This is a genomic window from Janthinobacterium sp. 13 (genome assembly GCF_002749695.1).
Classification (GTDB): domain Bacteria; phylum Pseudomonadota; class Gammaproteobacteria; order Burkholderiales; family Burkholderiaceae_D; genus Janthinobacterium; species Janthinobacterium kumbetense.
The window spans coordinates 4,450,650-4,475,486 of record NZ_PEEQ01000001.1; the positions used below are offsets into that span (position 1 = coordinate 4,450,650).

General features: G+C 63.9%; 26 protein-coding genes. 23 read left to right on the plus strand and 3 right to left on the minus strand.

The annotated features are described in order from the left end of the window. The first annotated feature begins 120 nt into the window (after nucleotides 1-120). From flhB to CLU94_RS19565, 10 genes are all read left to right on the plus strand, one after another. Nucleotides 121-1,314 carry a flagellar biosynthesis protein FlhB gene (gene flhB, locus CLU94_RS19520; RefSeq protein WP_092608479.1) on the plus strand — a complete coding sequence of 398 codons (1,194 nt, stop codon included), beginning with the start codon at nucleotides 121-123 and terminating at the stop codon, nucleotides 1,312-1,314. Next, nucleotides 1,311-3,407, plus strand: a complete 2,097-nt coding sequence (gene flhA / locus CLU94_RS19525) for a flagellar biosynthesis protein FlhA (RefSeq protein WP_077407865.1) — start codon at nucleotides 1,311-1,313, stop codon at nucleotides 3,405-3,407. The genes flhB and flhA overlap by 4 nt, the downstream gene beginning before the upstream one ends. 267 nt (nucleotides 3,408-3,674) lie before the next feature. Then, on the plus strand, nucleotides 3,675-5,003 hold the full coding sequence (gene flhF / locus CLU94_RS19530) for a flagellar biosynthesis protein FlhF (RefSeq protein WP_034785293.1): 1,329 nt from the start codon (nucleotides 3,675-3,677) through the stop codon (nucleotides 5,001-5,003). After that, nucleotides 4,996-5,859, plus strand: a complete 864-nt coding sequence (locus tag CLU94_RS19535; protein ID WP_099666848.1) for a MinD/ParA family ATP-binding protein — start codon at nucleotides 4,996-4,998, stop codon at nucleotides 5,857-5,859. Before flhF ends, CLU94_RS19535 begins: the two co-directional genes overlap by 8 nt. 45 nt (nucleotides 5,860-5,904) lie before the next feature. After that, complete coding sequence (locus CLU94_RS19540; protein WP_077407859.1) at nucleotides 5,905-6,636, plus strand: RNA polymerase sigma factor FliA; 732 nt, start codon at nucleotides 5,905-5,907, stop codon at nucleotides 6,634-6,636. Next, entirely contained in the window at nucleotides 6,618-7,364 is a 747-nt protein-coding gene (locus CLU94_RS19545; RefSeq protein ID WP_099666849.1) for a flagellar motor protein, read from the plus strand. Before CLU94_RS19540 ends, CLU94_RS19545 begins: the two co-directional genes overlap by 19 nt. 5 nt (nucleotides 7,365-7,369) lie before the next feature. Next, a complete protein-coding gene (gene motD / locus CLU94_RS19550; protein ID WP_077409251.1) occupies nucleotides 7,370-8,152 on the plus strand; it encodes a flagellar motor protein MotD in 783 nt (260 codons plus the stop codon). 64 nt (nucleotides 8,153-8,216) lie between these two features. Further along, on the plus strand, nucleotides 8,217-8,579 hold the full coding sequence (locus CLU94_RS19555) for a translation initiation factor Sui1 (protein WP_099666850.1): 363 nt from the start codon (nucleotides 8,217-8,219) through the stop codon (nucleotides 8,577-8,579). A 43-nt stretch (nucleotides 8,580-8,622) separates the two neighbouring features. Continuing rightward, on the plus strand, nucleotides 8,623-9,510 hold the full coding sequence (locus CLU94_RS19560) for a hypothetical protein (RefSeq protein ID WP_099666851.1): 888 nt from the start codon (nucleotides 8,623-8,625) through the stop codon (nucleotides 9,508-9,510). A 186-nt stretch (nucleotides 9,511-9,696) separates the two neighbouring features. Then, nucleotides 9,697-10,191, plus strand: a complete 495-nt coding sequence (locus CLU94_RS19565; protein WP_180278708.1) for a CPBP family glutamic-type intramembrane protease — start codon at nucleotides 9,697-9,699, stop codon at nucleotides 10,189-10,191. 17 nt (nucleotides 10,192-10,208) lie between these two features. On the opposite strand, the gene CLU94_RS19570 is transcribed toward CLU94_RS19565, so the two are convergent. The 3 genes from CLU94_RS19570 to flgA all read right to left on the minus strand — a co-directional run bounded on the left by CLU94_RS19570 (nucleotide 10,209) and on the right by flgA (nucleotide 11,800). After that, the gene (locus CLU94_RS19570; protein WP_099666853.1) at nucleotides 10,209-10,676 is read right to left on the minus strand and encodes a flagella synthesis protein FlgN; all 468 of its coding nucleotides are present in this window, start codon (nucleotides 10,674-10,676) and stop codon (nucleotides 10,209-10,211) included. A gap of 8 nt (nucleotides 10,677-10,684) precedes the next feature. Beyond that, the gene (gene flgM / locus CLU94_RS19575; RefSeq protein WP_034787161.1) at nucleotides 10,685-10,993 is read right to left on the minus strand and encodes a flagellar biosynthesis anti-sigma factor FlgM; all 309 of its coding nucleotides are present in this window, start codon (nucleotides 10,991-10,993) and stop codon (nucleotides 10,685-10,687) included. Nucleotides 10,994-11,104: 111 nt separating this feature from the next. Beyond that, complete coding sequence (flgA, locus tag CLU94_RS19580; protein WP_099666854.1) at nucleotides 11,105-11,800, minus strand: flagellar basal body P-ring formation chaperone FlgA; 696 nt, start codon at nucleotides 11,798-11,800, stop codon at nucleotides 11,105-11,107. 191 nt (nucleotides 11,801-11,991) lie between these two features. Between flgA and flgB the strand changes: the two genes are divergently transcribed. The 13 genes from flgB to CLU94_RS19645 all read left to right on the plus strand — a co-directional run bounded on the left by flgB (nucleotide 11,992) and on the right by CLU94_RS19645 (nucleotide 24,837). Then, nucleotides 11,992-12,444 (plus strand): flagellar basal body rod protein FlgB, encoded by a 453-nt coding sequence (flgB, locus tag CLU94_RS19585; RefSeq protein ID WP_099666855.1) that lies wholly within the window; start codon nucleotides 11,992-11,994, stop codon nucleotides 12,442-12,444. A 2-nt stretch (nucleotides 12,445-12,446) separates the two neighbouring features. Then, on the plus strand, nucleotides 12,447-12,848 hold the full coding sequence (gene flgC / locus CLU94_RS19590; protein ID WP_071075845.1) for a flagellar basal body rod protein FlgC: 402 nt from the start codon (nucleotides 12,447-12,449) through the stop codon (nucleotides 12,846-12,848). 15 nt (nucleotides 12,849-12,863) lie between these two features. After that, nucleotides 12,864-13,559: a flagellar hook assembly protein FlgD gene (locus CLU94_RS19595; protein WP_099666856.1), complete on the plus strand. Its 696-nt coding sequence runs from the start codon at nucleotides 12,864-12,866 to the stop codon at nucleotides 13,557-13,559. A 53-nt stretch (nucleotides 13,560-13,612) separates the two neighbouring features. Continuing rightward, the gene (locus CLU94_RS19600; protein WP_099666857.1) at nucleotides 13,613-15,160 is read left to right on the plus strand and encodes a flagellar hook protein FlgE; all 1,548 of its coding nucleotides are present in this window, start codon (nucleotides 13,613-13,615) and stop codon (nucleotides 15,158-15,160) included. 60 nt (nucleotides 15,161-15,220) lie between these two features. Then, complete coding sequence (locus CLU94_RS19605; RefSeq protein ID WP_070253727.1) at nucleotides 15,221-15,964, plus strand: flagellar basal body rod protein FlgF; 744 nt, start codon at nucleotides 15,221-15,223, stop codon at nucleotides 15,962-15,964. 72 nt (nucleotides 15,965-16,036) lie between these two features. Next, nucleotides 16,037-16,819, plus strand: a complete 783-nt coding sequence (gene flgG, locus CLU94_RS19610) for a flagellar basal-body rod protein FlgG (protein WP_034754070.1) — start codon at nucleotides 16,037-16,039, stop codon at nucleotides 16,817-16,819. A gap of 50 nt (nucleotides 16,820-16,869) precedes the next feature. Continuing rightward, complete coding sequence (locus tag CLU94_RS19615) at nucleotides 16,870-17,520, plus strand: flagellar basal body L-ring protein FlgH (protein WP_099377950.1); 651 nt, start codon at nucleotides 16,870-16,872, stop codon at nucleotides 17,518-17,520. 2 nt (nucleotides 17,521-17,522) lie between these two features. Beyond that, nucleotides 17,523-18,638: a flagellar basal body P-ring protein FlgI gene (locus CLU94_RS19620; protein WP_099666858.1), complete on the plus strand. Its 1,116-nt coding sequence runs from the start codon at nucleotides 17,523-17,525 to the stop codon at nucleotides 18,636-18,638. A gap of 10 nt (nucleotides 18,639-18,648) precedes the next feature. Beyond that, entirely contained in the window at nucleotides 18,649-19,572 is a 924-nt protein-coding gene (flgJ, locus tag CLU94_RS19625; protein ID WP_099666859.1) for a flagellar assembly peptidoglycan hydrolase FlgJ, read from the plus strand. An 88-nt stretch (nucleotides 19,573-19,660) separates the two neighbouring features. Further along, on the plus strand, nucleotides 19,661-21,628 hold the full coding sequence (flgK, locus tag CLU94_RS19630; protein ID WP_099666860.1) for a flagellar hook-associated protein FlgK: 1,968 nt from the start codon (nucleotides 19,661-19,663) through the stop codon (nucleotides 21,626-21,628). 51 nt (nucleotides 21,629-21,679) lie between these two features. Beyond that, nucleotides 21,680-22,921, plus strand: a complete 1,242-nt coding sequence (flgL, locus tag CLU94_RS19635; protein ID WP_180278709.1) for a flagellar hook-associated protein FlgL — start codon at nucleotides 21,680-21,682, stop codon at nucleotides 22,919-22,921. 155 nt (nucleotides 22,922-23,076) lie between these two features. Beyond that, entirely contained in the window at nucleotides 23,077-23,529 is a 453-nt protein-coding gene (locus CLU94_RS19640; protein WP_373610171.1) for a MarR family winged helix-turn-helix transcriptional regulator, read from the plus strand. Between the two features lie 48 nt (nucleotides 23,530-23,577). After that, entirely contained in the window at nucleotides 23,578-24,837 is a 1,260-nt protein-coding gene (locus tag CLU94_RS19645) for an MFS transporter (protein WP_099666862.1), read from the plus strand.

The following is a 24,837-nucleotide window of genomic DNA, read 5'->3' on the forward strand; positions in this document are numbered from 1 at the left end:
AAATACAGGGCATTTGTCCTCCTGTTCCGCCGATGGTAAACAGGCACTTGACTCGATAATGCCACATGCCCAGTCCGTATTGCGCCTAGCCAGGCTGCAGGACTTCACCGGAGTTGATTGATGTCGGAAGACAGCGACGCAGAAAAGACCGAAGCCGCGTCACCGAAGCGCCTCGAGCAGGCGCGTGAGGAAGGCGACGTTCCGCGATCGCGTGAAGTGGCAACGTTCACTGTGTTGATGGCGTCCGGCTGCTGCCTGTGGTTTGCCGGCGACGCCATCGTGCGGCGGTTGACGGCCGTCATGGTGTCCGGGCTGACCCTGGACCGGGAGCAGATACTCAATCCCGACGCGATGATGTTGCGCATCGGCTACGACGTGGGTTCGGTCTTGCTGACGTGCCTGCCGTACGCGCTGGCCATCATGCTCGTCGCCCTGGCTTCGCCCGTGCTGGTGGGCGGCTGGCTGTTCAGTTCCAAGGCGTTCACCCCCAATTTTGGCAAGCTCAACCCGATTCGCGGCCTGGGCAACATGTTTTCGAAGAATGCGCTGGTGGAATTGCTCAAGGCCATCGCCAAGACCCTCGTCGTCGGCGTCGTCGCCTGGATGGTGATGCAGCATCAAAAGGACGCCGTGCTGGGCTTGTCGGTGGAATCCCTGCGCGCCGGTTCGGCCCATCTGATCAGTTTGCTGATCACGGCTTTCCTGTTGATCGTCGGCGCGCTGGGCTTGATCGCCGCCATCGACGGTCCGTACCAGATGTGGCATTACGCCAACAAGATGAAAATGTCCTTGCAGGAAGTCAAGCAAGAATCGAAGGAATCGGACGGCAATCCGCAGATCAAGGCGAAGATCCGCCAGATGCAGCATGAAATGTCGCGCCGCCGCATGATGGCCGACGTGCCGACGGCCGACGTGGTGGTGACCAACCCTACCCACTACGCGGTGGCCTTGAAGTATGGCGAGAATTCGCGCGGCGCGCCGCAGGTGGTGGCCAAGGGCGTCGACGAGGTGGCGGCGAAGATCCGCGAACTGGCCGGCGAACACAAGGTCGCCATCCTGGAAGCGCCGGCCCTGGCGCGCGCGCTGTACAAGCACACGGACATCGGCGACGAGATTCCCGAGGCGCTGTATGGCGCCGTGGCCGAAGTGCTGGCCTACGTGTTCCAGCTGCGCAGCTATGGCAAGGGCCAGGGCGAGCGTCCCGACAAGCCGAAGAAACTCGACGTGCCGCCCGAGCTCGACCCGCAGAATCCCGCCTCACAGACACCGCCCGCAGCCGGCGCAGAAGACAAGAATAAAGGAAGTACACCATGAACGGCCTGAGAATGCCAGCCTGGCTCAGCGGAATGGGTGGCAACGCCAGCAAGGGCATCGCCGCGCCTGTCATCATCATCATGCTGCTGGCGATGATGGTGCTGCCGCTGCCGGCCTTCATCCTCGACATCTTCTTCAGTTTTAATATCGCGCTGTCCATCATCGTGCTGCTGACGGCGCTGTACACGGTCAAGCCGCTCGACTTCATGGCGTTCCCGACCATCCTGCTCGTGTCGACCATGCTGCGCCTGTCGCTGAACGTGGCGTCCACGCGCGTGGTGTTGACGGAAGGCCATACGGGCGCCGACGCGGCCGGTAAAGTGATCGAAGCGTTCGGTCACTTCTTGATCGGCGGCAACTACACGGTCGGTATCGTCGTGTTTATCATTTTGACGATCATCAACTTTACGGTGGTGACCAAGGGTGCGGGCCGTATCGCCGAGGTGGGCGCCCGTTTCGCGCTGGACGCCATGCCTGGTAAACAGATGGCCATCGATGCCGACCTGAACGCCGGCCTGATCGGCGAAGACGAGGCGCGCCGCCGCCGCACGGAAGTGGCGCAGGAAGCGGAATTCTATGGCGCCATGGACGGTGCCAGCAAATACGTGCGCGGCGACGCCATCGCCGGCATCATGGTCACCGTCATCAATATCGTCGGCGGCTTGCTGGTGGGCTTGCTGCAGCACGACATGGGCTTTGCCGATGCGCTCAAGAACTACACCTTGCTGGCCATCGGTGACGGCCTGGTGGCGCAGATTCCTTCGCTGATCATTTCCACGGCGGCCGGTATCGTCGTCTCGCGCGTGGCCAGCGAACAGGACATCGGCACCCAGCTGGTGGGGCAATTGTTTGCGAAACCGCAAGTGTTATATATTACCGCCGGCATCATCGGCGGCATGGGCTTGATTCCCGGCATGCCGAACATGGTCTTCATCCTGCTGGCGTCCCTGCTGGCCGGCTCCGCCTATCTGATCAGCAAGAAACGCACGCAGGAAAAAGCGGCGGCCGAAAAGCCGGCCGAAGTGCCGCAAGCGACCGTGGCGCCCGAGCAGGAAGAAGCCAGCTGGCAAGACATCATGCCCGTCGATACCCTGGGCCTGGAAGTGGGCTACCGCTTGATCCCCCTGGTCGACAAGACGCAGGGCGGCGAATTGCTCAAACGCATCAAGGGCATCCGCAAGAAATTTGCCCAGGAGGTGGGTTTCCTGGCGCCGCCCGTGCATATCCGCGACAACCTGGAATTGAAACCGTCCGCCTACCGCATCACCCTGAAGGGCGTGGAAGTGGGCGTGGGCGAAGCGTTCAATGGCCAGTTCCTGGCGATTAATCCCGGCATGGCCAGCGGCACCTTGCCCGGCCTGGCCACGAACGACCCCGCCTTCGGCCTGCCCGCCACCTGGATCGACGCCAGCCTGCGCGACCAGGCCCAATCGATGGGCTATACGGTGGTCGACGCGGGGACGGTGGTGGCCACGCACTTGAACCACCTGATCACCTCGCACGCTTCCGAGCTGCTGGGCCGCGCGGAAGTGCAATCGCTGCTCGACCACCTGGGCAAGGAGTCGCCGCGCCTGGTGGAAGACCTGGTGCCGAAGATGCTGTCCTTGTCGACCTTGCAAAAGGTGCTGCAGAACCTGCTGGCCGAGGGCGTGCACATCCGCGACATGCGCACCATCATCGAAACCCTGGCCGAGCATACGGTCAGCACGCAAGACCCGAACGACCTGACGGCGCTGGTGCGCGTGGCCCTGGGCCGCGCCATCGTGCAGCAATTGTTCCCCGGCTCGGCCGAACTGTCCGTGATGACCCTCGACAGCCGCCTGGAGCGGCTGCTGATGCAGGCGATGGGCAATGGCGGCGACGGCGCCGGCATCGAGCCTGGCCTGGCCGACACCATCGCGCACCAGGCGGGCCTGGCTGCCCAGCAACAGGAAGCGCTGGGCCTGACGCCCGTGCTGCTGGTGCCGGCGCCGCTGCGCGCCTTGCTGTCGCGTTTCCTGCGCCGCGCCTTGCCGCAGCTCAAAGTGCTGTCGCATGCGGAAGTGCCGGAAACCAAGACCATCCGCGTCACGGCGCTGGTGGGGGCACAATAGTTGGCAGCATTAGTACCGGGGTCAGACCCGCCGGGTCTGACCCCAGCCCTTGTCTTTGGTCAAATAAACATCAATTTCCTCTCGGCAAACTGAATAACGGGTACTTTCCCGTCCTGTTCCTTCGATCATTTCCTGCAAGCATCGCTAATAATGGAAACTGTCCGGGTGATCTGTGTCCATGTGGAAGACAGCACTCAAGCAACAGGAGTCGACGATGGTCACACAGTTCAGCCAATATTGCGCCACCCCCGCCCTGGGAGGCCGGTCATGAATGTGAAGAAATTTACGGGCGCCTCGTCGCGCGATGCGCTGCGCAAGGTGCGCGAAGCGCTGGGCCCCGATGCCGTGATCCTGTCGAACCGCCAGGCCGATGGCGTGGTGGAAATCCTCGCGCTGGCCAATGACGACGCCGCTTCGCTGGCCTCGCCGCCGGCCGCCTCCGAAATGGCCCAGCCCCGTCCCCAGTTGCAGACCCAGTTCGCCACGCCGCAGCGTCCGGCCGCCCCGGCCCAGCGCCCGGCTGCGCCACGTCCTGCCGCGCCGCGCCAGGCTGCCTCCGAGCCAGTGGACATGGCCCGCATGCAGCAGATGATGGCCAGCGCGCTGGCGCACGTCAAGGAAAACGCCGCCGCCGAGATGAGCGGCATGATGAATGAAATCCGCGCCATGCGCGGCATGATGGAAACCCAGCTGGCGGAAATCTCGTGGGGTTCGACGCAGCAGCGCGAGCCGCAAAAAGCCGTCGTGCTGCGCGAAATGCTGGCGGCCGGTTTCTCGGCCAGCCTGGCGCGCTACCTGATCGACAAGCTGCCGGCCGGCCTCGACGGCGCGCAAAGCATGCGCTGGATCAAGACGGTCCTGAGCCGTAACCTGAATACTGTGGCCAATGAAGACGCCATGCTGGAGCAGGGCGGCGTGTTTGCCCTGGTGGGCCCGACGGGCGTCGGCAAGACCACCAGCACGGCCAAGCTGGCGGCCCGCTGCGTGATGCGCCACGGCCCGGAAAAGCTGGCGCTGATCACCACGGATGCCTACCGTATCGGCGCGCATGAACAGTTGCGCATCTACGGCAAGATCCTCGGCGTGATGGTGCATTCCGTGAAGGACGAGGCGGACTTGCGCATCGCCCTGAAAGAATTGAAGAACAAGCATACGGTACTGATCGATACGGTGGGCGTGAGCCAGCGCGACCAGATGGTGACGGAACAGGTGGCCATGCTGTCGGGCGCCGGCGCCGACGTGAAGCGCCTGCTGTGCCTGAACTCCACGGCCACGCAGGAAACGTTGAACGAAGTGGTGCGCGCGTATCAGGGCAGCGGCCTGGCCGGCTGCATCATGACCAAGCTCGATGAAGCGGCCTCGATCGGCAATGTGCTCGACGTGGTGATCCGCCAGAAGCTGAACCTGTTTTATGTGTCGAACGGCCAGCGCGTGCCGGAAGACCTGTACCTGGCCGACCGCGGCTACCTGATCGACCGTGCCTTCAAGCTCAAGCGCGATGCGGCGGCGACGCAGTTTTCCGACGCCGAACTGCCGCTGCTGATGGCGCAGGCGGCTGCCCGCAACAATGAAGCGCGCGGGGTGCACCTTGGCTAATTTCGATTTCGACCAGGCCGAAGGCTTGCGCCGCATGCTGGCCGGCCCGCAGCCGCGCGTCATGACGTTCCTCTCGGCCACGCCGCAGGACGACAAGGGCGCCATGCTGGTCAACCTGGGCGCGTCGCTCGTCTACGGCGGCAATGACGTGCTGCTGCTCGACGCCAGCGGCGGCAGCGATGGCGTGGCATCGCGCCTGGGACTGGCGCACGGCGCCAGCCTGCGCGACGTGGCGCGCCAGCAGTGCGGCTTGAACCAGGTCATCCACCAGGTGCCGCAAGGCTTCGGCGTGGCCAGCCTGGGCGCGCGCAACCATTTGATGGACAGCATGGACTATGCGGGCGAGGATGAACTGCGCCGCCTGGGCAAGACGTTCGAGGTGCTGGCGCGCCAGAGCGGCATCGTGCTGGTCGACGGCGTCGTGGCGGACGAGGGCGCCTGCTTCCCCGTGCCGCTGATGGCATCGTCGGATATCGTCGTGCAAGTCTCGACCAGCGCCACCTCGATCAAGGCGGCGTACTGCCTGATCAAGCGCCTGAGCCAGGAACTGGGACGCCGTCCGTTCGGCATTCTCGTCACCGGCGCTTCCGAATCCGAAGCAAAAGTGGTATACGATAATATGGCGCAGGCGGCGAGCCGCTACCTGGCCGTGAAGCTGACTTCGATGGGGTCCGTGCCTGCCGACGAGTATCTGCACCGCGCGGCGCGGCTGGGCCGCAGCGTGGTCGACGCGTTTCCGCTGGCGGGAGCGTCGGTGGCGTTTCGCGGACTGGCCGAGCGGCTGGCCCGTTCGGCGGCGCCGGTGCTTGGCGGCACCTTGTACCAGACGGGGAGCCCGCACCAGTTCAGCGCCTGAATCGAACCGCAGCACCAGATAAGATGAGAAAACAATAAGCAGCCTATGTACACGGTCAAAGGGAAATCGAACAAGGACTATTTGCTGACGGAGCACATTCCGCTGGTGAAGCGTCTGGCGCACCATATGAAGGCGAAATTGCCGCCTTCGGTCGAGGTCGATGACCTGATCCAGGCCGGCATGATCGGCCTGCTCGATGCCATTACGCGCTATGAAGAGACGCATGGCGCGCAGTTCGAGACGTATGCCGTGCTGCGCATCCGCGGCGCCATGCTCGACGAATTGCGCACCAGCGACTGGCTGCCGCGCAGCATGCGCCAGAACATGCGCAAGATCGAAGAGGCGATGAGCACCCTGCAGCAGCGCCTCGGCCATCCGCCGACGGAGTCGGAAGTGGCGAAGCTGCTGAAAATGTCGCTGGCCGACTACCAGGAAATGCTGGGCGACGGCGGCGGCCACCAGCTCGTGTACTACGAAGACTTTCATGACCCGGACGGCAATGACAGCTTCCTCGACCGCCACTGCGTGGACGAGGACAGCGATCCCTTGCGTTCCCTGCTCGATACCGATTTCCGGCAATCCGTGATCGATGCCATCGACGCGCTGCCGCCACGCGAGAAAATACTCATGGGCCTGTATTACGAAGAAGAGCTGAACCTGAAGGAGATCGGCGCGGTGATGGGCGTATCCGAATCGCGCGTCTCGCAGCTGCATACCCAGGCCGTCGCGCGCCTGCGCGCAACCTTGAGGGAGCTGGCGTGGACTGGTCCAGCGTAATCGGGCTGGCGCTGGCGCTGGCGGGCCTGCTGGTCGGCCAGGCACTGGAAGGCGGCAAGATGGCCTCCCTGCTGCAGCCGGCCGCCTTTGCCATCGTCATCGTCGGCACCTTCGGCGCCGTGCTGCTGCAGACGCGGCTGCGCACTTTTGTGCGCGGCCTGGAAATGCTGCGCTGGGTGTTCCTGCCGCCGTCGGACACGCGCGCCGCGCTGGCGCGCGACATCGGGCAATGGAGCCTGACGGCGCGCCGCGACGGCCCGCTGGCGCTCGAACGGCTGATGGAAAACACGGCCGACCGCTTCAACGCCAAGGGTTTGCGCATGATCGTCGACGGCATCGCGCCCGACAAGCTGCGCCAGCTGCTCGACGTGGAAATCTCCGCCTACGAAATGGCCGAGCGCCAGGCCGTCAAGGTGTGGGAATCGGCGGCCGGCTATTCGCCCACCATCGGCATCCTGGGCGCCGTGCTGGGCTTGATCCACGTGATGGAAAACCTCACCGACCCCAGCAAGCTGGGCGGCGGCATCGCCGTGGCTTTCGTGTCGACCATCTATGGCGTCGGACTGGCCAATCTGCTGTTCCTGCCGGTGGCCAATAAACTCAAGGCCATCGTTTCGCGCCGCGTGGTGCAATATGAAATCACGGCCGCCGTGCTGTACGACATCGCCACGGGCGACCACACGCGCATCATCGAAGAGCGCGTGTCCAGCCTCTTGCACGAGCATTGACCATGATGCGGCGCGCGCGCAGGAAGTATGACGAGGAACCGGACAACCAGGACCGCTGGCTGATCTCGTACGCCGACTTCATCACCCTGCTGTTCGCCTTCTTCGTCGTCATGTATGCGATTTCGCAAGTCAACGAAGGCAAATACCGCGTCTTCCAGAACGCCATCGGCCAGGCCTTCAGCCTGGAAAAGGGCGCGCCGCCCATCATCATGGAAGCGCCGCAAGCGATTCCGTTGCCGAACCCCGCCCTGAAACGCCGCACGGAAGCCATCCGCCGCGAGCGCGAACACATGACGCGCCTGGCGCAGGACCTGACGTCGACCCTGGCGCCGCTGGTCAAGGAAGGCAAGGTGCGGGTCACGCAGACGAGCCGCGGCGTGAGCGTGGAAATCAATGCCAGCGTGCTGTTCGACCCGGGCGCGGCGGGCTTGACGGCGGAGTCGGACCAGGCCTTGCGCGCCGTGGCCGTGCTGCTCAAGGACGACACGCACGACGTGCAGGTGGAAGGACATACGGATGTGCAGCCGATCAGCAATTCGACCTTTGCCTCGAACTGGGAATTGTCGGCCGCGCGCGCCAGCGCCGTGGTGCGCCTGTTCATCGCCAGCGGCGTCAAGGCGTCGCGCCTGACGGCCGTCGGCCACGCGGACAATATCCCCGTGGCGCCGAACGCCACGCCGGAAGGGCGCGCGCGCAACCGCCGGGTCGCCGTGACGATTTTGTCGGGCATCCCCGAAACGGTGACGGAAGTGCCGACGGCGCCCGTGGCGCCTGCGCCGGCCAATTGACGCTCGTCAACTGCGGGCTGCCGCTTGGTACAATCGCGCTTTCTTCCTCTTTTATCGTTCCCTCATGAAAAGCAGCTCCCTGGGCGGTCTCGTCTATTCCACTGAAACGGGCCGCATGTGTCCCGCCTGCCGCCAGCCGCTGGCGCATTGCGCGTGCAAGGCGCAAGCGAAGGCGGCGCCTGCGGGCGATGGCGTGGTGCGCGTCTCGCGCCAGACCAAGGGCCGAGGCGGCAAGAGCGTCACCGTGGTCAAGGGCTTGCCGCTGGACGCCATCGCACTGGCCCTGCTGGGCAAGCAGTTGCGCACGCAGTGCGGCTCGGGCGGCACCGTCAAGGATGGCGTGATCGAAGTGCAGGGCGACCATGTCGACGCCATCCTGGCTGCGCTGGTCAAGCTGGGCCACCAGCCGAAAAAGGCCGGCGGCTGAGCGTGCGGAGGCGTGCGGCCCGCTGCCGCGCGCCTGTGGTAACGTGCGTTTCCCATCCACGCGCTTCCTCACCATGAACGTCAAATTCACCGGCATGGCCATCGCCGCCGCCATCGCGGCAGCGCTGGCGCTCGTGTACTGGCCCGCTCCCGAGAGCGGCGCGCCGGACGCTGCCGCCGTCTCCGCCCCTGGCGCGCCGGCGGGACGCAGCCTGGAATCGTATCTGAATATCGATGCCAGCCCGGTCGCCGATGCCGCGCCGATGCCCGTCACCCTGGCGCAGCAGCTCGCGCGCCTGGCGGCCAGCGGCAAGCCGGAAGACGCGTATGCGGCCTACAATCTGCTCGACGACTGCATTTCATTTGAGAAAGAAAGGCGCTTGCCGGGGCTGGAATTCGAGCTGGGGCGCGAGATGACAGCGCAGGAAAAAGCCGCCCAGCAGCAGCTGTGCGCGGGCCTGACGCAGCGCCAGCGCGAGGAGCGCCTCGGCTACCTGGCGACTGCCGCCAGGGCGGGCGTGCCCGGCGCGGCGACTATCTTCCTGTCGGAAGGGCCGTTCGGCGACCGCAGCGCGCTGCGCAACCGTCCCGACGATCCGCTGGTGCAGGCGTGGAAGCGGCAAGCGATCGCCCAGCTGACGGCGCAGGCGGACGAGGCGGAGCTGGCCAGCGTGTCGACTCTGATGATGGCGTATCTGCGCGATGGCGAGGTGGTGCAGAAGGATGCGCCGCAAGCATATGGCTACCTGCTGGCGCTGCGCCAGGTCTACGACGACATCCTCGCGCCCGGCGTCACCAATCCCTACCAGGACGAATACTGGCACTGGCTGCAGGCGGAACTGACGCCGGAGCAGCAAGCGGCCGCCAGCGCCAGGGCGCAAGCCATCGTGGCGAAATACCGCCAGCATGCGGGGCGTCCCGCGCACGGTTGACATACGCTGGGCTGTATGATTTTTTGCAACAATTGATATGGTTTCGCATGGCTGTGCCGGGCTATGATGGTCGTATATGTGCCCATGTGGGCAGGGTACGCCATGAGGAGCAATACACGGATGTTGAAAGCGACGAACTTGCCGATGCCACGACTGGCTGTCAACTTGGCTGCGCTGCGGGCGAGCATGGCAAAGCGCCCCATGCGGGGCGCCATGCGCCTGGGCTTGTGCGCGGGCGCCGTCAATTCTTTCATTGCCATGCTGTTGCTGTTGGCAGCCCTGGCCTTGTTCTCGCCACAGCAGCTGGGCGGCTCCGCTTCATCATCGCTGGAAGGCGCCGGTACGGTCCGGATATTCTGGACAGTCGTCGTCTGGGCGCCATTGTTCGAGACGCTCATCGTGCAGTGGCTGCCGCTTGAAGTGTTGCGCCGCTACAAGGTGCGTGCCGGCTATAGCCTGTTGGCCAGCGCGATACTGTTTTCCGTCTTGCATGTCATGGGCGGCTCCGGCATTTTGCATGCCAGCATGACTTTGATTGCCGGAGGTATCTTCGCGGCCAGCTACTTGGCGGCGCGCAGCTTGGGCCTGGCGCCCGCCTATGTGGCGGCGGCCACGGCGCATGCGTGCAGCAATGGATTAATACTGTGCGGGTCGTTCGTGTTTCCCGATTTGTTGGGATGAGCGTCGAATCAAGGCTGTTAGCCGATGACGACGCGCCGGCTGGCCGTGTTCGTCGTCGGTTGGCCGCTGGGGCCGTAGAAATTGCCGCTCTGGGCCGGGGGGCGCATGGCGTTCAGGGCGCCTTGCGTGTGCAGCATGTGCTTGTTGACGAGCAGGCTGTTCAGGCGGTTTTGTTCCTTGGCTTCGCGCGTCGTCTCGAGCAGGGCTTTCCACAGGGGCGCCGCGTCGGCTTCATTGGCGCCGACCAGCCAGTCTTCCATGCCCGCTTCGGCCGCCGTGAAACCGGCTGCCGCCAGCGCCTGGTGGCGTTGCGCCGCCAGCTGGCTCAATTGTCCTACCAGTGCCGTCTTGCGCGCCGTGAGCTCCGTGATTGCATCGATGTCAGCCGCAACCAGATGCCGCTGTTCTTCTTTCATCAATGCCAGCAATGTGGTCATGAGCTGTTGCTCGTCGCGCAGGCTGGAAAACGGAGTCACTGATTGCATGAGGGAACCTATCTATTTCGTGAGTGCAGCAAGTCCTTGACCGTGTCGAGGAGACCGTCCGCCACTTTTTCTGAGTTGACCTGGAACTGGCCGTCGGCGATCGCGAGCTTGATGCGTTCGACTTTTTTCGTGTCGAACACGGCGCCGCTGCCGGCAGTTGCACTGGCCGCTAATGCCTGTCCTTGCGGCGACAGGCGTACATTGTCCGACGTTGTCGGTGTTGCCTGGGCTTTCTCGGCATTCCGGGCGCCGGAGGTACTCGCGGGCGCCACCGGCAGGCCGGGATTGCTTTTAATGGTGTTATCGGTAATTTTCACAGCGTGATCCTCGTCTGGTCGAAGTCAAAAAACTCCGGGATATGTGTCATTATCGGCACCTTTTGCCGAAACTTTAGTGCGCCAGACCACAATATCGCTGTCCATCCGTGTTTAAAACGCCACCTCCACCAGGCCGCCAGCCCGCGCCACGCCGCTGATCTGCTGGCCGCTCTGCGTGCGTACCTGCACCGTCTGACCATCGCCGGCGCTGCCGATGGCGCGTCCTTCTGATGCCACCTGGAAACCGTTGCCACTCGAAACGACGCGCACCAGCTGGCCTTGCATCACCACGGGCTTGCGGCGCAGGGTGTCGAGGCGCATCGGCGTGCCTGGCGGCAAAGAAATATTCGTGCTGGCGCCCACGACCTGGGCCATGTCGGTGGCGATGCCTGCCGGCAATGCGGCCAGGTCGCCCTGCATCGTCACCAGCTGGCTGGCGTCGATGGCTTGTCCTTGCGCCAGCGGCACGGCGCTGGCCACGTAGTCGCCGACGACGGCCACGTTCGCTTGCAAATAAATAGTCCAGCTGGAGGGCGCCGTGCAGCGCACGCCGACGGTGGTCTTGCCCCAGGCGCGCGCGCCCGGCGCCATGAACGCCTGCGGCGCGGGGCAGGCAGCCAGGTTCAGGCGCGGATCGACGGCGCCGACGGTGACAGTCACCTTGCCGGGCAAGCCGTTGCTTTGCACCTGCAGGAATTGTTCCACGCTGTTGCGCAGCGCTTCCGGCGTTTGCCGGCCGGCGTTTTGCGCCTGCGCCAGCAGTGGCAGGGCGGCAAAAGCAAAGAAGAAAGCGAGCGGTGTTTTCATGGTGATAGGCCTCTGGAATAGTGCCATGATAGTGCGCGCCGCCCCGATCGAAGCGCCGATTAAGGGGTAAAAGTACGGTCTGATCCGGCGATGGTCTTGCTGGCGGGCCCCTTACTATGTTTCCTGTCATCACTAATCCGCCATCCTTCCGCCATCTCGGGCGCCAGTGGCAGATCTTTCCGGAGCCTGACATGATAGGGAAACTCGACGATTACATGCGCTTCAACGAGACGGCGCTGAGCCTGCGCTCGACGCGCCAGGAATTGCTCGCCTCGAATATCGCCAATGCCGACACGCCCAACTACAAGGCGCGCGACGTCGATTTCGCCGCCGCCCTGAAGGGGGCGATGGCGCGCAAGGATGGCGTGCCGCCGGCCCTGAAGGGCACGGCACCGCAGCATATGCCGGGCAAGGGCGTGGCCGCAGCTGCGGGCGCACCCGGTGGCGGCAAGGTCGAGACCCTGGCCGACGGCACGCCGCTGCTGTACCGCGCGCCGGCCCAGGGCGCCGTCGACGGCAATACGGTCGACATGGATCTCGAGCGCAACGCGTTTGCCGACAATGCCATCCGCTACGAGGCGGCCGTGACGTTCCTCAATTCGCAGATCAAGGGCATGCTGACGGCCATCCAGGGAGGACAATAATCATGTCGCTATTTAATATCTTCAATGTTTCCGGTTCGGCCATGAGCGCCCAGGCGCAGCGCCTGAACACGGTGGCCAGCAACCTGGCCAATGCCGACAGCGCCACCAGCGCCACGGGCGAAGCCTACCGCGCCAAGCAGGTGGTGTTCGAAGCCGTGCCCATGGCCAACGGCGCCACGGCCGTCAAGGTGCAGAAGGTGATCGAAGACCCGTCGCCGATGAAGCTGGTCTACGACCCGAAGAATCCGCTGGCCGACGAGAAGGGCTACGTCACCATGCCCAACGTGAATACGGTCGACGAAATGGTCAACATGCTGTCGGCCTCGCGCTCGTACCAGACCAACGTGGAAACCATGAACGCGGCCAAGTCGCTGCTCCTGAAAACCCTCACCCTCGGCCAGTAAGGCTGACTGATCATTATGGCAATCATCGATACGAACACCTCCAAAGTCACCGACCTGATGGCGACGATGAATCCGAAGAAGACGACGGCCGAGGCAGGCAGTGTCGAAGCGGAAACGAACAAATTCCTCACCCTGCTGGTGACCCAGCTGAAAAACCAGGATCCGATGAATCCGCTGGACAATGCACAGCTGACCAGCCAGCTGGCCCAGCTGTCGACGGTGACGGGCGTCAACAAGCTCAATACCACTGTGGAAAGCTTGAAAGCCAGCTACCAGCAAGCCGAATCGATGCAGGCGGCCAACATCATCGGCCATGGCGTCTTGACGGCGGGCAAGGACATCAACCTGAGCAAGAGCGCCGCGCTGCTGGGCGTGGACCTGGCCACGGCCGCCGACAAGGTCAAGGTCGTCATCTACAAGGATGGCAAGGAAGTCCATTCCATCGACCTGGGCGCCCAGCCGGCGGGCACCTTGCCGCTGGGCTGGAACGGTTCCACTGCCGACCTCGACAAGGATGGCAAGCCGGTCGTGCTGGCCGACGGCGCCTACACCTTCGCCGTGGAAGCGACGCGCGGCGGCACCAAGCTCAAGGATGCAACGGCGCTGATGTTCGGTTCGGTCGCCAGCGTGTCGACGGGCGCCAATGGCGTGAAATTGAATGTGCCGGGCGTGGGCAGCATCACCATGGCCGACGTGAAACAGATTTTGTAAGCCGCTTCCCCTTAGCGTGACCCTCTACCCCTAATTTCTATCAGGAGAACACAATGTCTTTCCAACAAGGCCTGAGCGGCTTGAATGGCGCCGCCAAATCGCTGGACGTCATCGGCAACAACATCGCCAACTCGTCGACCGTGGGTTTCAAGCAGTCGCAGGCCCAGTTCGCCGACATTTATGCCAACTCGCTGTATGGCGTGGGCGGCAACCAGGCGGGGATCGGCGTGTCGGTCTCGCAAATCGCCCAGCAATTTAACCAGGGTAACCTGGAAACGTCGCAAAATCCCCTCGACATCGCCATCAATGGCGGCGGTTTCTTCCGTACCAGCGTGAATGGCGCCATCCAGTATTCGCGCAATGGCCAGTTCCAGGTCGACAAGAGCGGTTTCATCGTCAACGCCCAGCTGGCGCAGCTGACCGGCTATCCGGCCGACGTCAACGGCAAGATCGTCGCCGGCGCCGTCGTGCCCCTGCAGATCGACCAGTCGGACATGAAGCCCCAGGCAACGACCAAGGTCGACACGCAAGTCAACCTCAATTCGAACACGGCCATGCCGACCACGGTGCCGTTCAAGTCGACGGACGACACCTCCTACCACAAGCAGTTCCCCGTCGAAGTCTTCGATTCGCTGGGCAATTCCCACAACATGGCCAATTTCTATGTCAAGACGGGTACCAATACCTGGGATGTCTACTCGGCCATTGACGGCACGGAAGTGACCAGCATGAAGGTCGCGGCCGCCCTGCAGACGGACCCAGCCTCGCTGGCCGCGCGCGCCGCCTACCAGGCCGCCGCCACGGCCGTGCCGCTGGTGCCGGCCAACGTGACGGCCGCCGCCGTCGCCTATGGCAATGCGGTCGGTGCCGCCGTCTCGGCCGCCGCCGCCGCCGCGGGCGCCACGCCGGCGCAACTGGCCGCCATCGCCGCCACCTACGGCAGCGCAGTGCCGAACGGCGTCAACTCGAGCCGCACGCCCGACCAGATCGACGAGGCCATCCGCAACGTGACCGTGGTGCCGGCCGTCAAGACCGGTTCCCTGGTCTTCAACACGGTCGGCAGCCTGGACCGGGCCGCCATGCTGGCCCTGACGCCGCCGCAAACCTTGCCCGTCACCGTCAACCTGCCGATCTTCCCGGCCACGGGCGCGAATGCGACCCTGTCGGTCCAGGTCGATTTCACCAGGTCGACCCAGCTGGGCACCACCACGGCGGAAAAGAAAACGGAAGCGGACGGCTACAAGGCGGGCCAGCTGAGCCAATTCATCGTCGGTGACGACGGCGTCATCCAGGGCCAGTACAACAATGGCAAGACGCGCGCCCTGGGCCAAGTGGTGTTGAGCAACTTTACCAACCCGAACGGCCTGGAGCCGCTGGGCAACAACGCCTGGGTGGAAAGCTCGGCCTCGGGCAAGCCCATCACGGGCGAACCGAAGACTGGCACCCTGGGCAACTTGCGCGCCTCGGCGGTGGAAGTGTCGAACGTCGACCTGACGGCGGAGCTGGTCAACATGATCACGGCCCAGCGCGCCTACCAGGCGAATGCGCAGACCATCAAGACGCAGGATTCCGTCTTGCAGACCCTCGTCAACCTGCGTTAAGAGTAAGGGGAGCGGTTCTTTCGGACTGCTCCCGGCTTTCGTTTTGCACGGAGAAAACACATGGACCGTCTCATCTACACCGCCGGCTCGGGCGCCAAGCATATACTCGACAAGCAGGCGACCACGGCGAACAACCTGGCGAACGCCACCAGCACGGGTTTCCGTGCCCAGCTCGACTCGTTCCGCGCCGTGCCCGTGGTGGCCGACGGCATGATGCCGACGCGCGCCTTCGTCGTCGATTCGACGGTCGGTTCCGATTTCACGCAAGGTCCCATGCAGCACACGGGCCGCGCGCTCGACGTGGCCGTGGAAAACGGCGGCTGGATCGCGGTGCAGTCGGCCGACGGTTCCGAAGCCTACACGCGCAACGGCGCCCTGAAACTCAATGAAAACGGCATGCTGCAAACGCAGGGCGGGCTGATGGTGCAGGGCGATACGGGCCCCATGGCGATTCCGCCCGGCGTGACGGTGGCCATCGCCAGCGACGGCACGGTGGGCACGATTTCCACGGACGTGCCGCCCGGCCCCTCGACGGTGCTGGGGCGCATCAAGCTGGTCAACCCGCCCGAGCAGCAACTGGTGCGCGGCGACGACGGCCTGTTCCGGCTGAAGGATGGCACGGTGGCGCAGGCCGACCAGGCCGTCAAGCTGACCACCGGTGCGCTGGAAGGCAGCAATGTCAGTCCCGTCGACTCGATGGTCAGCATGATCGCCCTGGCGCGCCAGTTCGAAACGCAAATGAGCTTGTTGAAGAATGCCGAGAATAACGCGGCGAAAGCCACCCAGATCCTCGCTTTGAATTGATGGGGGCCACCGCATAATGGTCGCATAGAAATAGTCTACAGGGCTGGTTAGCGCTGTTATTGGAGAAATATCATGATTCGTTCCCTTTGGATTGCCAAGACCGGCCTGGAAGCGCAGCAAACGCAGATGGACGTGATCGCCAATAACCTGGCCAACGTCAGCACCACCGGCTTCAAGAAGTCGCGCGCCGTGTTTGAGGACTTGCTGTATCAAAATGTGCGCCAGCCGGGCGCGCAATCGTCGCAGCAGACCCAGCTGCCATCGGGCTTGCAGATCGGCACGGGCGTACGCACCGTGGCGACCGAACGCATCCATACGCAGGGCAATCCCCAGGCCTCGGGCAATTCGCGCGACGTGATGGTCAACGGCACCGGTTTCTTTCAGGTGCTGATGCCGGACGGCGCTACCGCCTACACGCGCGACGGTTCGTTCCAGACGGACGCCAACGGCCAGCTCGTCACCTCGGAAGGCTTCGTCATCCAGCCCGCCATCACCGTGCCGACCAATGCGCTGAGCCTGACCGTGGCGCGCGACGGCACCGTGTCCGTCACCTTGCCCGACACTGTTGCGCCATCGCAAATCGGCTCGTTGCAACTGACCACTTTCGTCAACCCCGCCGGCCTGGAATCGAAGGGCGAAAACCTGTACATGGAAACGGGCGCCTCCGGCGTGGCGCAAACCAACACCCCGGGCACGAACGGCGCCGGCGTGCTGATGCAGGGCTATATCGAGACGTCGAACGTCAACGTGGCAGAGGAAATGGTCAACATGATCCAGACGCAGCGCGCCTACGAGATCAACAGCAAGGCCATCACCACATCCGATCAAATGCTGCAGAAATTGTCGCAACTTTAATTTTCATAGTCGTCATGCCATCCGCCGCCGGATGGCAGCGGAGGTTCGCCATGCAATACCCCATCATCGCTTTGTTCTCTGCAGTCCTGCTGTCCGGCTGCGCCATCACGCCTACGTCCATCGTGCAATATCCCACCACCACGCGCGCGCCGATGCCGGAACCCGTGGTCGTCAACAACGGTTCCATCTACCAGCCGTCGACCTACCGTCCCGCCTTCGAAGACCGCCGCGCGCGCCACGTGGGCGACACGATGACGATCGCCATCACCGAGCGCACGAATGCCGTCAAGGCGGGCGCCAGTTCCGGCAACAAGTCCGGCAGCGTGGGCTTTTCCACGCCCGGCTTCGCCCAGGGCCGTTTCGGCGGCACCGTGGCGGCGAATGGCGCGACGAAATTTGCCGATGGCGACAACCAGTCCGCCAGCAACACGTTTTCCGGCACCATCGGCGTGACGGTGATCGAGGTATTGCCAAACGGAAACTTGATCGTCGCGGGCGAAAAACAGATTGCCATGAACAAGGGCACGGAATTCATCCGCTTCTCGGGCATGGTCAATCCGGACACCATCGGCACGGGCAATGTCGTGCCCTCGACCCAGGTGGCCGAAGCGCGCGTCGAATACCGCACCAACAGCCAGATCGACCGCGCCGAAATGGCCTCGATGGCGTCGCGCTTCTTCCTCAGCCTGTTGCCGTTCTGATCATGGCAACGTCGACCTTTCCCCGCTTTCTCGCCATTTTCGGCCTGGCCATTTCCCTGCTGGCGCCCGTGGCGCAAGCCGAACGCATCAAGGACCTGGCCAGCATCGCCGGCGTGCGCCAGAATCAGCTGATGGGCTATGGCCTCGTCGTCGGCCTCGACGGCAGCGGCGACCAGACCACGCAAACCCCGTTCACCATCCAGAGCGTGGCGGCGATGCTGCAGCAGCAGGGCATCAACTTGCCGCAAGGCACTAGTTTGCAGCTGAAAAACGTGGCCGCCGTGATGGTGACGACGGCCTTGCCCGCGTTTGCCCAGCCGGGCCAGTTGCTCGACGTGACGGTGTCGTCGATGGGCAATGCGAAAAGCTTGCGCGGCGGCACTTTATTGATGACGCCCCTGAAGGGCGCCGACGGCCAGGTGTACGGCATGGCGCAAGGCAATGTGCTGGTGGGCGGCGTGGGCGCGCAGGCGGCCGGCAGTTCCGTCGTCATCAATCACCTGAGCGTGGGCCGCATCTCGGGCGGCGCGACCGTCGAGCGCACCGTGCCTTCGGCGCTGGGCGCCAACAACACCATCCGCCTGGAATTGAACGCCACCGATTTCGCCACCGCCAGCCGCGTGGTCGACGCCATCAACAGCCGTTACGGCGCCGGCACGGCCGCCGCGCTCGACGGCCGCGTGATCCAGGTGCAGTCGCCGAGCGGCAGCGACCAGCGCGTGTCCTTTTTGGGCCAGCTGGAAAGCATCGAAGTCAACCCGGCCCGCCTGGCGGCCAAGGTCATCATGAATGCGCGCACCGGTTCCGTCGTGATGAACCAGTCCGTGACCCTGGAAACGTGCGCCATTTCGCACGGCAACCTGTCCGTCACCATCAATGTCGAGCCGCAAGTGAGCCAGCCGGCGCCCTTGTCGGGCGGGCGCACGGTGGTCACGCAGACGGCGCAGATCGATATCAAGAAGGAACCGGGCAAGGTCATGCTGGTCAAGGGCGGCGCCTCGCTGTCCGACGTGGTCAAGGCCCTCAACGCCATCGGCGCCTCGCCGCAAGACTTGCTGGCCATCCTGCAGGCGATGAAGGCGGCCGGTTCGCTGCGCGCCGAACTTGAAATCATTTGATGGGCACGCCATGATCAGTCAAACCGACCTCAGCAATACCGCCGCCTATGACGTGAAAGGCATGGATGGCTTGCGCCAGTCCGCCAAGGCGAAGGACCCCGCCGCCCTGAAAGAGGCGGCCACGCAATTCGAAGCCATGTTCATCAACATGATGATGAAAAGCATGCGCGAAGCCACGCCGCAGGACGGCATCATGGATAGCCAGCAAAGCAAGATGTACACCTCGATGCTGGACCAGCAGACGAGCCAGAACCTGGCCAAGCGGGGCACGGGCCTGGCGGACGTGCTGATCCGCCAATTGTCGTCGTCGAACCAGGCGCTGGCCGCCGATGGCGCCGAAGCGCCGTCGCCCCGTTCCTCGAGCATGGCGCAGGCGCTGGCCGCCTTCCGCCAGCAGCAGGGCGCCCTTGCCGAGGGGGCCGGCAGCGCCGCCGCCGGCAAGACCCTGAGCGACAAGGCCAACGCCACGCAGGCGCCGCACGTGCGCGCCTTCCAGGAAAAGCTGGGCGTGCATGCGGAAGAAGCCAGCCGCGCCACGGGCATCCCGGCCAAGTTCATGCTGGGCCAGGCGGCGCTGGAAACGGGCTGGGGCAAGCGCGAAATCATCAGCCGCGACGGCAGCAGCAGCCACAACCTGTTTGGCATCAAGGCTTCCAGCGACTGGAAGGGCAAGGTCACGGAAGCCGTCACCACGGAATACGTGAATGGCAAGGCGCAGCGCAAGGTGGAAAAATTCCGCGCCTATGACAGCTATGCCGACAGCTTCAAGGATTATGCGCAGTTGATTACCAACAACAAACGCTACGAAAAAGTCCTGGCCAGCGCGGGCGACGCCAGCACCTTCGCCCAGGGATTGCAGAAAGCCGGTTATGCGACGGACCCGAATTACGCTGCCAAATTGACAAAAATCATTAAAAATTCTCTGGTCGGCTGACGCCCCGCCTTGCCCCCGTGCAAGCCGCGCGCTTCAAGTTTTCGCCGCGGCTGCCGTAAATACATTTGACGGTAACCAATAAGACACCATGACTTCGAATCTACTCAGCATCGGTAAGAGCGGTTTGCTTGCAGCGCAGGTGGGCCTGTCGACGACCGGGCATAACATCACCAATGCCAACGTGGACGGTTACAACCGCCAGGTGGTGCTGCAGCAGACGGCGCAGTTCAACAATGCCGGTTATGGCTTTGTTGGCAATGGTACCGAGGTATCGCAAGTCAAGCGCCAGTACGACGGTTTCATGGCGGCCCAGGTGAATGCCGCGCAGTCGGCCACCAGTTCGCTCGACGCGTATTACACGCAGATCACGCAGATCGACAATATGCTGGCGGACCCCACGGCCGGGCTGTCGCCGGCGATGGCCGATTTCTTCAAGGGCGTGCAGGATTTCAGCTCGAATCCCTCGTCCGTGTCGTCGCGCCAGGCATTGTTGTCGAGCGCAAACTCGCTGACGGCCCGTTTCCAGGGCCTCAGCGCGCGCCTGACGGAGATCGGCGACGGCGTCAATTCGCAGATCACGTCGAACGTCAAGGTGATCAATTCCTACGCCAAGCAGATCGCGGAACTGAATACCTCGATTACCAACCTGACCGTGAATGAAAGCAATCAGCCCAACGATTTGCTGGACCAGCGCGACCAGTTGATCACGGAACTGAATAAATACGTCAAGGCAACGGTTCAGCCTGGCGCCGGCAATTCGATTACCGTCTCGATCGGCTCGGGCCAGCCGCTGGTGGTGGGCGACAAGAACTTTGAACTGGCCACCACGCCGTCGCCGACGGACCCGAACCGCCTGGACATCGGCTATGTGACGGGCTCGAGCGTCAGCAAACTGTCGGAAAGCTCCCTCAGCGGCGGCGCGCTGGGCGGCTTGCTGGAATTCCGCAGCGGCAGCCTGGACCGCATCCAGAATTCGCTGGGCAAGGTCGCCATCGCACTGGCTTCCACCTTCAATGAACAGCACAAGCTGGGCCAGGACTTGAATGGCGACATGGGGACCGACTTCTTCAAGTTGCCCGATCCCGTCATCGGCGCCGACTACCGCAACAATGCGACCAGCACGACCGTTCTGTCGGCCAAGGTCAGCGATCCGACCAAGCTGACGGCCAGCGATTATGCCGTCAAGTATGACGGCTCCAATTATGTGGTGACCCGCCAGAGCGACGGCGCGAAAACGACCATCAACCCGTATCCGCAAACCGTGCCGCAAACCATCGACGGCGTGGATTTCTCGATCTCGGGCGCGGCCGCCGAAGGCGACAACTTCATGGTCAGGCCGACGGCGCACGGCGCCTCCGACCTGGCCGTGGCGATTACCGACCGCAACAAACTGGCCGCCGGCGCGCCCATCGTCACGGCTGCGCCCGTCAGCAACACTGGTAGCGGCAAGCTGGGCGCAGGTAGCGTGGACAAGGCGTATTTGACGCCAGGCAACGCCTTGACGGGCCCCGTCACCTTGACGTACGACAAGGCGACCACTTCGCTGTCGGGTTTCCCCGCGGGCCAGGCCGTGACGGTGAAAGGCTTGAACGGCGCCACCACCACGTATCCGGCCGGCACGGCGAACATCCCGTATACGGAAGGCGACAGCTTCAGCTTTGGCGGCATCAACGTCAACATGACGGGGGCGCCCGCGCAGGGCGATAAATTCACCATCGGGCCGAACTCGGGCGGCGTGGGCGACAACCGCAATGCCTCCCTGCTGGCGGGCTTGCAGACGAAAAACATTCTCGACGGCGGCAAGGCCACGTTCCAGGGTTCGTACGCGGAAACCGTCAGTTTTGTCGGCAACAAGACGCGCGAAGTACAGGTCAGCGGCTTGGCCAGTCTTGCGTTGTTGCAACAAACCAGCACGCAGCAGCAAGCCGTCTCCGGCGTCAACCTCGATGAAGAGGCGGCCAATCTGCTGCGCTACCAGCAAGCCTACCAGGCTTGCGGCAAGGTCATGCAGATCGCCAGCACCCTGTTCGACGTGGTCATCGGCCTCGGACGTTAATTATTCAAGCGGCGGCGCCTGGCGTCCGCCGCCATCAGGAAGGGCAGCATCATGCGCATCAGTACCAAAATGATCTATGACGCGGGCAGCACGCAGCTGAACAATCTGCAGGGCGCGTTGAACCGTAGCCAGATGCAGCTGTCGGCGAACCGCCGCAACCTGACGCCGGCCGACGACCCGATCGCCTCGGCGCGCGCGCTGGAAGTGACGCAGTCGCAAACGATCAACACGCAATTCGTGACGAACCGCTCGAACGCCAAGAATTTCCTCTCGCAGGAAGAGCTGGCCCTGGCCAGCACCACCTCGCTGCTCGCCGACGTGCAGGAACTGGTGCTCAAAGCCGGTAATCCGGCCTTGAAGGATGTCGACCGCCAGAGCCTGGCCACGGAACTGCAGGGCCGCTTGACGGACCTGCTGGGCATCGCCAACACGTCCGACAACGCGGGCGGCTACCTGTTCGGCGGCTACAAGTCGACGACGCAACCGTTCAGCCAGACGCCGGGCGGCGCCACCTACGCAGGTGACCAGGGGCAGCGCGAACTGCAAGTGGGCTCGGCCCGCTACCTGGCCACCAGCGATTCGGGCGCGGCCGTGTTCGAGAACAATTTGACGGGCAACGGCAAGTTCACCACGGCGGCCGATCCGGGCAACTTCACGCGCGGCGGCGCCGGCATCATTTCCGGCGGCACCGTCACCGATCCCACCAAGTTGACGGGGCACAAGTACTCGATCGATTTCCAGGTGACGGGCACGGGCACCGCCGCCGTCACGACCTATACCGTGACGGACGTGACCCTGGGCCAGACCATCCCGAATCCGGCCGTGCCGGTAGCCTACAAGTCGGGCGACGCCATCAACTTTGACGGCCAGCAAGTCAATGTCGCGGGCAAGCCGGCCGACCTGGACAAGTTCACCCTGGAGCCCAGCAGCAAGGAATCGATCTTTAGCACGATTACCAACCTGATCGGTGTGCTGGGCCAGCCGGCCTCGGGCGACGCGGGGCAGGCGCGCCTGACGGCCGGCCTGAACGCGGCACACGACATCCTCGATACGGCTTACGATAACGTGCTGTCGGTGCGCGCGGAAGTCGGTTCGCGGCTGAAGGAACTCGACACGCTCGACAGCGCCGGCGACGACCTCGACCTGCAGTATGCGAGCACCCTGTCGGGCTTGCAGGACCTGGACATGGTGAAGGCGATTTCCCTGTTCAGCCAGCAGCAGATCACCCTGCAGGCGGCGCAGAAGTCGTTTACCTCGATCTCGGGCCTGTCGCTGTTCAATTACATCAGCTAAGCGGCCCGCATCGGATAGCCGGCAAGCCGGGGCAGGGAGGAGATCTCCCGCCCCGGCTTTTTTGCATCCGCAAGATGGCCGTTCTGGCAAGATATGCAGGCAAACTGTGCAGTCTACCTGCATATCTGCTATAGTGGAGGCCGTTGATCCACTACATGACTGCCATGACCACCCCGCAAGAAGACCACGAACAAGTTCTGCAACTGGCCGGCGAATTGCGCATCCTGGTCGGCAAGCTGCGCCGCCGCCTGCGCGAAGAGGCGCACCTGGGCGATGTCAGCATGTCGCAGGCATCCGTGCTCAGCCGTCTTGAACGCGACGGCCCCGCCACGGCCAGCAGCCTGGCGCGCGCCGAAGGCATGCGGCCCCAGTCGATGGCCGCCACCGTGCTGGCGCTGACGGAGGCGCGGATGGTGACGGGGTCGCCCGACCCGGCAGACGGACGCCAGACGATATTGACCCTGACGGACAACTGCCGCGCCTGGATCGCAGCCAGCCGCGCCGCGCGCGAAGACTGGCTGGCGCGCACCATTGAAACCCGGCTCACGCCGGACGAAGTCACCGAACTGAACCAGGCGGTGGCATTACTCAAACGCTTGGCGGAGTGATCCGCTGAATTTTCCACCACGACCCCGGCAAGGAGCCCGCACGCCCAGATGAACAACACATTCCGTTCGCTACGCATACCCAATTACCGTATCTGGGCCGGCGGCGCCCTCGTGTCGAATATCGGCACCTGGATGCAGCGCACGGCGCAGGATTGGCTGGTGCTGAGCGAATTGACGCAGCACAATGCCAGCGCCGTCGGCATCGTCATGGCCTTGCAATTCGGCCCGCAACTGCTGTTGCTGCCCCTGACGGGCATGGCGGCCGACTTGCTCGAACGCAGGAAATTGCTGTTGTGTACGCAGGCGGCCATGGGTTTGCTGGCGCTGGGCCTGGGTTTGCTGTGCATCAGCGGCCTCGTGCAACTGTGGCACGTGTATGTGTTTGCTTTCCTGCTGGGCTGCGTGACGGCCTTCGATTCGCCCGTGCGCCAGACGTTTGTGGCCGAAATCGTCGGCGAGGAAGACTTGACGAATGCCGTGGCGCTCAATTCCACCTCGTTCAATGCGGCGCGCATGCTGGGCCCGGCCGTGGCCGGCTTGCTGATCAGCAGCGTCGGCAGCGGCTGGGTCTTCATCATCAACGCCGTCTCGTTTGCCGCCGTGATCGGTTCGCTGTTGCTGCTGCGCGTGGAATTGCTGCGCCGCGCGCCACGCCTGAAGGCTACGCGGGCCAGCCTGGGCGAGGGCTTCCGCTACGTGCGCCAGCGGCCCGACCTGATGGCCATTTTGCTGATGCTGTTCCTGATCGGCACCTTCGGCCTGAATTTCCCCATCTTCCTGTCGACCATGTCCGTGACGGCCTTCCATGCGGGCGCCGGCCAGTATGGCGTGCTCAGTTCCGTGATGGCTTGCGGCTCCGTGGCCGGCGCCCTGCTGGCGGCCGGGCGCGGCCAGCCCACGCTGGCCTTGCTGCTGGGGGCGGCTGCGCTGTTCGGCCTGGCATGCGCGCTGGCCGCCGTGATGCCCAATTATTGGCTGTTCGGCATGATGCTGGTAGTCATCGGCATCGCCGCGCAAACCTTTACCACCAGCGTCAACAGCAGCGTGCAACTGTCGACGGCGCCCGCCATGCGGGGCCGGGTCATGGCCATCGTGCTGGCCATCTCGGCGGGCGGCACGCCGCTGGGCGCGCCCATCGTGGGCTGGGTGGCCGACACCTTCGGCCCGCGCTGGGCGCTGGGCATAGCCGCCCTGTCGGGCCTGGCGGCGGCCCTCGTCGGCGTGCGCTACCTGGTCAAGCATCACCAGTTGCGCCTGAATGTCGACTTGCGGCGCTGGCGCTTCGCGCTCAGCAGCGACCAGCCCTGA

What these genes read in the sequence shown, in the direction of transcription:
- flhB (WP_092608479.1), top strand. Translation starts at nt 121, where the DNA reads ATGTCGGAAGACAGCGACGCAGAAAAGACCGAAGCCGCGTCACCGAAG.
- flhA (WP_077407865.1), top strand. Translation starts at nt 1,311, where the DNA reads ATGAACGGCCTGAGAATGCCAGCCTGGCTCAGCGGAATGGGTGGCAAC.
- flhF (WP_034785293.1), top strand. Translation starts at nt 3,675, where the DNA reads ATGAATGTGAAGAAATTTACGGGCGCCTCGTCGCGCGATGCGCTGCGC.
- CLU94_RS19540 (WP_077407859.1), top strand. Translation starts at nt 5,905, where the DNA reads ATGTACACGGTCAAAGGGAAATCGAACAAGGACTATTTGCTGACGGAG.
- motD (WP_077409251.1), top strand. Translation starts at nt 7,370, where the DNA reads ATGCGGCGCGCGCGCAGGAAGTATGACGAGGAACCGGACAACCAGGAC.
- CLU94_RS19555 (WP_099666850.1), top strand. Translation starts at nt 8,217, where the DNA reads ATGAAAAGCAGCTCCCTGGGCGGTCTCGTCTATTCCACTGAAACGGGC.
- CLU94_RS19565 (WP_180278708.1), top strand. Translation starts at nt 9,697, where the DNA reads ATGGCAAAGCGCCCCATGCGGGGCGCCATGCGCCTGGGCTTGTGCGCG.
- CLU94_RS19570 (WP_099666853.1), bottom strand. Translation starts at nt 10,676, where the DNA reads ATGCAATCAGTGACTCCGTTTTCCAGCCTGCGCGACGAGCAACAGCTC.
- flgA (WP_099666854.1), bottom strand. Translation starts at nt 11,800, where the DNA reads ATGAAAACACCGCTCGCTTTCTTCTTTGCTTTTGCCGCCCTGCCACTG.
- flgB (WP_099666855.1), top strand. Translation starts at nt 11,992, where the DNA reads ATGATAGGGAAACTCGACGATTACATGCGCTTCAACGAGACGGCGCTG.
- flgC (WP_071075845.1), top strand. Translation starts at nt 12,447, where the DNA reads ATGTCGCTATTTAATATCTTCAATGTTTCCGGTTCGGCCATGAGCGCC.
- CLU94_RS19595 (WP_099666856.1), top strand. Translation starts at nt 12,864, where the DNA reads ATGGCAATCATCGATACGAACACCTCCAAAGTCACCGACCTGATGGCG.
- CLU94_RS19600 (WP_099666857.1), top strand. Translation starts at nt 13,613, where the DNA reads ATGTCTTTCCAACAAGGCCTGAGCGGCTTGAATGGCGCCGCCAAATCG.
- CLU94_RS19605 (WP_070253727.1), top strand. Translation starts at nt 15,221, where the DNA reads ATGGACCGTCTCATCTACACCGCCGGCTCGGGCGCCAAGCATATACTC.
- flgG (WP_034754070.1), top strand. Translation starts at nt 16,037, where the DNA reads ATGATTCGTTCCCTTTGGATTGCCAAGACCGGCCTGGAAGCGCAGCAA.
- CLU94_RS19615 (WP_099377950.1), top strand. Translation starts at nt 16,870, where the DNA reads ATGCAATACCCCATCATCGCTTTGTTCTCTGCAGTCCTGCTGTCCGGC.
- CLU94_RS19620 (WP_099666858.1), top strand. Translation starts at nt 17,523, where the DNA reads ATGGCAACGTCGACCTTTCCCCGCTTTCTCGCCATTTTCGGCCTGGCC.
- flgJ (WP_099666859.1), top strand. Translation starts at nt 18,649, where the DNA reads ATGATCAGTCAAACCGACCTCAGCAATACCGCCGCCTATGACGTGAAA.
- flgK (WP_099666860.1), top strand. Translation starts at nt 19,661, where the DNA reads ATGACTTCGAATCTACTCAGCATCGGTAAGAGCGGTTTGCTTGCAGCG.
- flgL (WP_180278709.1), top strand. Translation starts at nt 21,680, where the DNA reads ATGCGCATCAGTACCAAAATGATCTATGACGCGGGCAGCACGCAGCTG.
- CLU94_RS19640 (WP_373610171.1), top strand. Translation starts at nt 23,077, where the DNA reads ATGACTGCCATGACCACCCCGCAAGAAGACCACGAACAAGTTCTGCAA.
- CLU94_RS19645 (WP_099666862.1), top strand. Translation starts at nt 23,578, where the DNA reads ATGAACAACACATTCCGTTCGCTACGCATACCCAATTACCGTATCTGG.